We start from the raw sequence: 8,814 nt of genomic DNA, 5'->3' as shown, positions 1-8,814 counted from the left end.
GCGATGCCGAGTCCGGCGATGCGCTTGTCCTGCGCCGGCATCAAGACGATGCGCGGCGAGCTGACGCCGGCGCAGGACAAGCGCATCGCCGGACTCGGCATCGCCATGCCGTTCGAGCTGTGGAACTGGGCCGACACGGCCGGCGCGCCGCGCGACGTCATGGATGAATGGCGCCATCGCGACATACGCGCCGACATCCAGGCGCAGTGCGAGTTCCCCGTCTACCTGCAGAACGACGCGACCTCGGCCTGCGGCGCCGAGCTTGTTTTCGGCCAGGCGGGCGCGGCGCGCGACTTCGTCTATTTTTATATCGGCGCCTTTGCCGGCGGCGGCATCGTGCTCAACGGGCGCCTTTACAGCGGGCCGAAGGGGAACGCCGGCGCGCTCGGATCGATGCCGGTGCCGGGGCCGGACGGCAAGCCGACGCAGCTCATCGACGTCGCCTCGATTGCAATGCTGGAGAAGGCGCTTTCCGCCAAGGGCATCGACGGCTCCTTCTTTGGACCTCGCCGCAGGAATGGGGCGACATCGGCCCCGAGCTCGACGAGTGGATCGTCAGCGCCTCGCGCGCGCTTGCCTATGCCATCGTTGCGGCTTCGTCGGTCATCGATTTCGAAGCGGCGGTGATCGACGGCTGGATGCCGCTCGATGTGCGGCGCCGTCTTGTCGAGGCGATCCGGCAAGCCATCTCCGGCATCGATGCCGAGGGACTGAAGCTGCCCTTCGTGCGCGAGGGCACCGTTGGCATCCATGCGCGGGCGCTGGGCGGCGCCAGCCTGCCGCTTTCCGAGCGTTTCCTGGTCAGACCGAACACGACCGGAGGCGCCTGACCATGCTGATCGGCATCCCCTCGCTGCTCGGGCCGCAGTTCCTGGCAACGCTCAGGGCGATGGGCCATGGCGACGAGATCGCGATCGTCGACGGCAATTATCCGGCCGAGGAACAGGCGCGCCGGCTGATCCGCGTGGATGGCCATCACGTCATCCCAGTGCTTGACGCCGTGCTCAGCGTGCTGCCGGTGGATGAGGCGGTGCCGGAAGCGCTGTTCCGCGCCTCGGTTAAGGGCGACCCGGCACTGGCCGACCCTGTGCATCGCGAGATGGAAGCGGTTTGCGCCAGACGCGCGCCGGGCCACAAGGTGGTTGCGCTGGCCGGACCTGACTTCTATGCACGCGTCAAGGCCGCGCATGCGATCGTCGCGACCAGCGAACCCAGGCTCTTTGCCAACATCATCATCCGCAAGGGCGTGATTGATCCGCCGGAGACCAAGACGACATGATCCTTTGCTGTGGCGAAGCCCTGATCGACATGCTGCCGCGCATCACCACGGAAGGCGAAGCCGCCTTCGCCCCCTATGTTGGCGGCGCGGTGTTCAACTCCGCGATCGCGCTTGGACGGCTGGGCGCCCCGGCCGGCTTCTTCTCCGGCCTCTCCTCTGACCTGTTCGGCGGCCAGTTCCGCGACGCGCTCGGCGCCAGCAAGGTGAGCTCCACCTATGCGCATACGTCCCCTCGTCCGACGACGCTCGCCTTCGTGCGGCTCACCAACGGCCAGGCGACCTACACCTTCTATGACGAGAACACCGCCGGGCGCATGCTGACCATCGAGGACCTGCCGAAGCTCGGCGCCGAGATCGAGGCGATGCTGTTCGGCGCCATCAGCCTGATCTCGGAGCCTGCCGGATCGGCCTATGAGGAGTTCATGCGGCGCGAGCACGAAAGCCGCGTGATGATGCTCGATCCCAACATCCGGCCGAATTTCATCCCGGACAAGCCCAAGCACCTGCGGCGCATCCGCGAGATGATGGCGATGGCGGACATCGTCAAACTCTCCGACGAGGACCTCAAATGGTTCGACGAGGCGGGCTCGCATGAGGATGTCGTGCGCAACTGGCTGGATCGCGGACCGAAGCTGATCGTCGTCACCCACGGCAGCGAAGGCGCGGTCGGCTACAGCAAGGCGCATAAGGTCACGATCATGCCGCAGAAGGTCAAGGTGGTCGATACGGTCGGCGCGGGCGATACGTTCAATGCCGGCATCCTGGCCTCGCTGCATGAGCAGGGTCTGCTCACCAAGGCGGCGATCGGCAGCCTGTCCGAAGACGCCATCCGCAAGGCGCTGGAACTCGGCGCCAGGGCGGCGGCGGTAACGGTGTCGCGGGCCGGCGCCAACCCGCCATGGCGGCACGAAATCGCCTGATCCGTTGCCGGATCGCCCTTCCCGGCCGATCACTTTATGTTTCCCGATAACGGGGCGCCGCGACAAGGGAGGCCGCAAGCGCCTCGCAAAGCATGGATTTCCGGCTTTTTCGGGCGTTGCACCGGCAAAAGCGGTAACAGGCTGCGACACATAGGCAATTCGCCCTCGCCGTGGTCGGCTTTCTCAACCGCGCCAAGTCTGATACCAGCGGGCCGATTTTATTGGCATTCGAGGCCGACATGCAGTTCATCGATCTTGGCGCGCAGCGCGAACGAATCCGCGACCGGCTGAAGGTCGCGATCGACCACGTCGTCGAGGACGGCCGCTATATCCTGGGACCCCAGGTCACCGAATTCGAGAACAAGCTCGCTGCCTATATCGGCGTCAAGCATGTGGTCGCCTGCGCCAACGGCACCGATGCGCTGCTTCTGCCGCTGTTTGCCGCCGGCATCGGCCCGGGCGACGCGGTGTTCGTACCGAGCTTCACCTTCGCCGCGACCGCCGAAGTGGTGGCGTTGGCCAAGGCCGAGCCGGTCTTCGTCGACGTAGACCCTGATAGCTACAACATCGACATCGCCAGCCTCGAAGCGGCGATCGAGATGATCAGGAAGGAAGGCCGCCTCAAGCCGAAGGCGATCATCCCCGTCGACCTGTTCGGCCTTGCCGCCGACTATGAGGCGATCATGGCGATCGCCAAGCGCGAGAACCTTCTCGTGATCGAGGACGCCGCGCAGTCGATGGGCGGTTCCGCCGACGTCCAGGCGATCGGCGGTTCCGCCGACGCCAAGATGTGCGGCGCCTTCGGCCATGTCGGCTCGACCAGCTTTTATCCGGCCAAGCCACTTGGCTGCTACGGCGATGGCGGCGCGATGTTCACCAATGACGGTGCGATGGCCGACAAGCTTCGTTCCTTCGCCTTCCACGGCAAGGGCGAGACGCAATATGACAATGTCCGCGTCGGCATCAATTCGCGCCTCGACACGCTGCAGGCGGCGATCCTGATCGAGAAGCTCGCCATCCTCGAAGAAGAGATGGTGGCCCGCCAGGTGGTCGCAGACCGCTATGCCAAGGGCCTCGGCGACATCGTCAAGGCGTCGCGCAATCTGGGCCACGGCCGCTCGGCCTGGGCGCAATACGCGATCGAGACGCCGAAGCGCGACGGGCTTAAAGCTCATCTCGGCGAAAAGGGCATCCCTTCGGTGATCTATTATGTGAAGCCGTTGCATGAGCAGGTGGCCTACAAGGACTATCCCCGCACGCCGACCGGCCTTGCCGTCTCCGAAACGCTGCCGAAGCAGATCCTCTGCCTGCCGATGCACGCCTATCTCAGCGAAGCCGACCAGGACCGCGTCATCGAGACGATCCGCAATTACATCGGATCGAACTCGGCGCATGTCGCGGCGGCCTGAAAGGTCCGCGCAAAGCCCCCCTCTCTGCCCTGCCGGGCATCTCCCCCTCAAGGGGGGAGATCAGATGTCACGCGGGCTTTCGCCAACCTTCAACGTTGAAGAATGCGCTGAGCGCTGAAGCTGCCAATCTCCCCCCTTGAGGGGGAGATGTCCGGCAGGACAGAGAGGGGGGTCTCGCGCCAGCGTCTACATTTGGCAACGCTGCGACTACGCGCCCTTCCCGCTCGCAATAAAATGCGGGTTGGCGAAATCGCTGTCAGTCGCCTGGTTGCGCTTGCCGTAGACGAGCGGCTGGCCGTCCAAAGTGTGCGTCATGCCACCCGCGGCGCGCAGCACTGCGTCACCCGCGGCCGTGTCCCACTCCATGGTGCGGCCGAAGCGCGGATAGACGTCCGCCTCCGCCGCGGCGAGCAGGCAGAATTTCAATGACGAGCCGATCGAGACAATCTCGGCGGGACCGAGGTCGCGGATGAAGGCGTCGGTTTCAGGCGTGTTGTGCGAACGGCTGGCGACGACGGCGAGTGGCGTGCCCCCTGCCCGCACGGTGATCGGCCGGCGGCCGGTAATGCGATAATCGGCATCGACCTCCAGCGCCTCAGCCTTGCCAGGCCGTCCAATGAAGAAGCGCCCGGTGCAGGGCGCGTAGACAACGCCCACTTCCGGAACGCCATGGCGCACCAGCGCGATGTTGACGGTGAAATCGGTGCGGCGGTTGACGAATTCCTTAGTGCCGTCGAGCGGATCGATCAGGAAGAAGGCGCCGTCGAGGTCGGGCGTGGCGATGCCCGCCGCCACCTCTTCCTCGGCCACGCATGGGATATCCGGATAGGCGGCGCGCAGGCCGGCAAGAATGATCTTCTCGCTCTCGCGGTCGGCTTCCGTCACCGGCGAAGAGTCCGCCTTGCTGTCGACGGCGCAGCCTTCGTGAAAGACGCGCATCACCTCGCGCCCCGCTTCCAGCGCCAGGCGCTCGAAGACGCCCAGCATCGCGTCGTCGTCAGATACCGCCGCCATTGTCATACTGCTCCTCGGCAATGTCGCGCTCGATCAGCCAGTGTTCGAGGGCTTCCGCCACCTCCTGCGGACTCCTGCCGAGGGTCTGAAGATGAATTTCCGGATTCTCAGGTGCCTCATAGGGAGAATCGACACCGGTGAAGTTCTTGATCTCACCGCTCAGGGCGCGTGCGTAAAGGCCCTTCGGGTCACGCCTTGCGCATTCCTCGAACGGCGTATCGACGAACACCTCGACGAACTCGCCCTCGGCCATCAGCTCGCGCGCCATGCGGCGCTCGGCGCTGAATGGCGAAATGAAGGAGACGATGACAATCAGCCCGGCATCGGCCATCAGCTTGGCCACTTCGGCGACGCGGCGGATGTTTTCGACGCGGTCGGCGTCGGTGAAGCCGAGATCGCGATTCAACCCGTGGCGGACATTGTCGCCGTCGAGGATGTAGGTGTGACGACCGGAGGCGAAAAGCTTCTTCTCGAACAGGTTGGCGATGGTCGACTTGCCGGAACCGGAGAGCCCGGTGAACCAGAACACCGCCGGGCGCTGGTTCTTCAGGTCGGAACGGCCGCGCTTGCCGACGTCGAGCGACTGCCAGTGGATGTTTTCCGCGCGCCGCAGCGAATGCAGGATCATGCCGGCGCCGACGGTGGCGTTGGTGATGCGATCGATCAGGATGAAGGCGCCGGTGGTGCGGTTCTCGGCGAAGGGATCGAAGGCGATCGGCGCGCGGGTCGAGAGATTGCAGACGCCGACCTCGTTGATGTCGAGCGACTTCGCCGCCTCATGCGCGAAATCGTTGACGTTGACCCGGTATTTGAGGTCGGTGACGGTGGCGCTGACCTGATCGGTCTCCGTGCGCAGGATGTAGGAGCGGCCGGGCAGCAGCGCCTGCTCGTCGAACCACACGATGTTGGCGGCGAACTGGTCGGCGACCTGCGGCCGTGCCGCCGGCGACACCAGCATGTTGCCGCGCGACACCTCGACTTCATCCTCGAGGACCAGCGTGATCGCCTGGCCGGCGACCGCCTGATCGAGATCGCCGCCCTGCGCGACGATGCGCTTGACCCGGGACGCCCTGCCGGACTTGGCGACGACGACCTCGTCGCCCTGCGAAACCGTCCCCGACGCAATGGTGCCGGCGAAGCCGCGGAAATCGAGGTTCGGACGGTTCACATATTGGACGGGAAAGCGGAACGGCAATTCGACCACCGCCTCGTCGACCGACACGGTTTCCAGATGCTCGATGAGCGACGGACCGGAATACCAGGGCGTGCGCTCCGAGCGGCTGGTGACGTTGTCGCCGAAGCGCGCCGACATAGGGATTGGCACAACGCTGACGAAGCCGAGTTGTTTTGCGAACTCGCGATAGTCGGCGACGATCTGGTCGAACGCAGCTTTGTCGAAGCCGATAAGGTCGATCTTGTTGACCGCCAGCACGATGTGACGGATGCCGAGCAGCGAGGCGATGATCGAATGACGCCGGGTCTGGCGCAGCACGCCCTGGCGGGCATCGATCAGCACGATGGCAAGATCCGCGGTCGAGGCGCCCGTCGCCATGTTGCGCGTGTATTGCTCATGGCCGGGCGTGTCCGCGACGATGAATTTGCGCTTCGGCGTGGCGAAGAAGCGGTAGGCGACGTCGATGGTGATGCCCTGCTCGCGCTCCGCCTCCAGCCCGTCGACCAGCAGCGCGTAGTCGATATCGTCGCCGGTGGTGCCGTGCTTGCGCGAATCCTTCTCCAGTGCCGCCAGCTGGTCCTCGAAGATCTGCTTGGTGTCGGAGAGCAGGCGGCCGATGAGCGTCGACTTGCCGTCATCGACGGAGCCGCAGGTGAGGAAGCGCAGCAGCGACTTCTTCTCCTGCGCGGCCATATAGTCGCGGATAGAAGCGGTCGGGGCGAGGCTCTTGGCCATGATGTGGCGCATGATCAGAAATAACCCTCGCGCTTCTTCTTTTCCATCGAACCCGCCTCGTCGCGGTCGATGAGGCGGCCCTGGCGCTCGGAGGTGCGGGCGGTCAGCATCTCGCCGACGATGGCCTCTAGCGTGTCGGCTTCCGATTCGATGGCGCCGGTCAGCGGGTAACAGCCCAGTGTACGGAAGCGCACCAGCCGGTTCTCGATCGCCTCGCCGGGACGCAGCTGCATGCGGTCGTCATCCTTCATGATCAGCATGCCGTCGCGCTCGACCACCGGCCGTTCCTTGGCGAAATAGAGCGGCACGATCGGGATGTTCTCCTGCAGGATGTACTGCCAGATGTCGAGCTCGGTCCAGTTGGACAGCGGAAAGACGCGGATCGACTCGCCCGGCGCGATGCGGGTGTTGAAGATCTTCCACATTTCCGGCCGCTGGTTCTTGGGGTCCCAGGAATGCTGCGCGTTGCGGAAGGAGAAGATGCGCTCCTTGGCGCGCGACTTCTCCTCGTCGCGGCGGGCGCCGCCGAAGGCCGCATCGAAACCGTATTTGTCGAGCGCCTGGCGCAGCGCCACCGTCTTCATCACATGGGTATGGGTGTTGGAGCCATGGTCGAAGGGATTGATGCCGTCGCGCACGCCATCCTCGTTGACATGGACCAGCAGGTCGAAGCCGAGCTTCTGCGCCATCTGGTCGCGAAAGGCGATCATCTCGCGGAACTTCCAGGTGGTGTCGACATGCAGGAACGGGAAAGGCGGCTTGGCGGGATAGAAGGCCTTCATCGCCAGATGCATCAGCACCGAGGAATCCTTGCCGACCGAATAGAGCATCACCGGCTTGGAGAAGGAGGCCGCAACCTCACGGAAGATGTGGATGGATTCGGCCTCGAGCCGCTGCAGATGCGTGAGCGCGATATTCATGGACTGTCGAGCGTTCTCTCGTGCCGTCGAGCGGAAATCTTGCATTGCAGGCGCAATTCCATGCCGCCCGGGCGCAAATCTCACTTGGACAAACTGTTTCGTGCGGGCGTTCTAACAGATCGGCGCCGTTCATAACAATGCGGGACGCGCCGGACGCACGATGATTAGGGAACGAATTTTCCAAGCGAGGCCGAGAAAGCGGAAAATCCTGCCAGGGCGCAACGCGGAAGCAGGGAGAGGACCGTAAGTTCCGATGCGGCCGCTCCGAACCAAGGATTTCTGTCGGAACATCGTCAACCGGCCTATCGCGGAACGACGCCAGCAGCTATATGGGCTCGGGGAACGGGCAAGGCGCGGCAAACGGGTACGTCCAGCCAGCCATCAGCTGGTATCACGGATCCGGGCGCAACCTGGAAACTGCGAAGCAAGCATTTGAACCCGTTTACAAAGCTCCGGCGCCAGCTCACGCCCGCACAGATCAATTTCTATTTCTCGATCGTCTGCTTTTTTTCGGCGCCGGTGCTCGGCTCGCTCGTCAGCATCACCTTCAATGCCGGCGGCGTGTGGTCGGCAATGCTGCTGGCCGCGAAGCGGCGGCGCTTCAACATCGACGGGCCGATGCTCGCCTTGACCGCGGCGATCTACGCCTATTGCGCGGCCATGGTTCTCGCTTCGATCGTCAATGGCACGCTGGCCGCCGATCTGCGGTTCTTCCTGCCGCTGATCACCTTCCTGCTTTTCCCGATCTCCTATTCGACCTGGAGCATTACCGAGAAGACCGCGCTGGCACGCATCGCCGTTCTGGCCAGCGCCGCGGCCTGTTTCGGCGCGTTGGCGATCGCCATCGTCCAGTATCACTGGCTGGGCACGAGGGCCGAGGGCGGGGCCGGAAACGCGATCGTCTTCGCAACCGTTACCTGCCTTGCCGTCATGCTATGCCTCGCCGGCGCGCTGTCAGGCATCGAGAAACGCTCGAAGCTGCTGGTCCTGGCGGCGATCGCCGGAACGATTGCGATCGTCTATTCCGGGTCACGCATGATCTGGGTGGCGGTGCCGATTGCCGGTATCGTCGTGCTTCTCGTCAACCGCCGTCGGTTCACCAACGCCAGCATGGCGCGCTTGGCAGTGATCGGCGTCGTGGTAGCCCTGGCGATCGCCGCCATCGGCTCTCGCGCCATCATGGATCGAGCCGACTTCCTGGTCAGCGACTGGGATGCGCTGAACGCCAATGGCGATCATTCGACGGCGCTCGGCCTGCGCGTGGCAATGTGGGAGATCGGCCTTGCCGCGGTTCGCGAGATGCCGATTTTCGGCCATGGCATCACGGCCAGCCGCGCCCTGATGAAGCAGGGTTTTCATGAGC

7 protein-coding genes and 1 pseudogene are annotated in these 8,814 nt (G+C 64.4%); 5 read left to right on the top strand and 3 right to left on the bottom strand.

The features are described 5' to 3' along the window. From EOA24_RS18385 to EOA24_RS18370, 4 genes and pseudogenes are all read left to right on the top strand, one after another. Nucleotides 1-830 (top strand): annotated as a pseudogene (locus EOA24_RS18385) (ROK family protein); the annotation flags it as partial. Nucleotides 831-832: 2 nt separating this feature from the next. Then, the gene (locus EOA24_RS18380) at nucleotides 833-1,279 is read left to right on the top strand and encodes an RbsD/FucU domain-containing protein (protein WP_126078425.1); all 447 of its coding nucleotides are present in this window, start codon (nucleotides 833-835) and stop codon (nucleotides 1,277-1,279) included. Beyond that, entirely contained in the window at nucleotides 1,276-2,199 is a 924-nt protein-coding gene (locus EOA24_RS18375) for a carbohydrate kinase (protein WP_126078426.1), read from the top strand. The genes EOA24_RS18380 and EOA24_RS18375 overlap by 4 nt, the downstream gene beginning before the upstream one ends. 239 nt (nucleotides 2,200-2,438) lie before the next feature. After that, nucleotides 2,439-3,608 (top strand): DegT/DnrJ/EryC1/StrS aminotransferase family protein, encoded by a 1,170-nt coding sequence (locus tag EOA24_RS18370; protein WP_127255511.1) that lies wholly within the window; start codon nucleotides 2,439-2,441, stop codon nucleotides 3,606-3,608. A gap of 207 nt (nucleotides 3,609-3,815) precedes the next feature. Here EOA24_RS18370 and cysQ read toward each other — a convergent pair whose 3' ends face one another. From cysQ to cysD, 3 genes are read right to left on the bottom strand one after another with little or no spacing between them, the layout of a single operon-like run. Continuing rightward, nucleotides 3,816-4,595 (bottom strand): 3'(2'),5'-bisphosphate nucleotidase CysQ, encoded by a 780-nt coding sequence (gene cysQ, locus EOA24_RS18365; protein WP_189343328.1) that lies wholly within the window; start codon nucleotides 4,593-4,595, stop codon nucleotides 3,816-3,818. 10 nt (nucleotides 4,596-4,605) lie between these two features. After that, a complete protein-coding gene (gene cysN / locus EOA24_RS18360; protein ID WP_145992532.1) occupies nucleotides 4,606-6,543 on the bottom strand; it encodes a sulfate adenylyltransferase subunit CysN in 1,938 nt (645 codons plus the stop codon). A gap of 2 nt (nucleotides 6,544-6,545) precedes the next feature. Next, complete coding sequence (cysD, locus tag EOA24_RS18355) at nucleotides 6,546-7,451, bottom strand: sulfate adenylyltransferase subunit CysD (RefSeq protein WP_245463223.1); 906 nt, start codon at nucleotides 7,449-7,451, stop codon at nucleotides 6,546-6,548. Between the two features lie 432 nt (nucleotides 7,452-7,883). Between cysD and EOA24_RS18350 the strand changes: the two genes are divergently transcribed. Then, nucleotides 7,884-8,814 (top strand): O-antigen ligase family protein (locus tag EOA24_RS18350; protein WP_133374543.1); only part of this gene is annotated, 931 nt, incomplete at its 3' end.

Source organism: Mesorhizobium sp. M2A.F.Ca.ET.039.01.1.1, from assembly GCF_003998035.1.
Classification (GTDB): Bacteria; Pseudomonadota; Alphaproteobacteria; order Rhizobiales; family Rhizobiaceae; genus Mesorhizobium.
The sequence above is the reverse complement of the archived record's forward strand: the minus strand, read 5'-3'. Positions and strand labels throughout refer to the sequence as shown.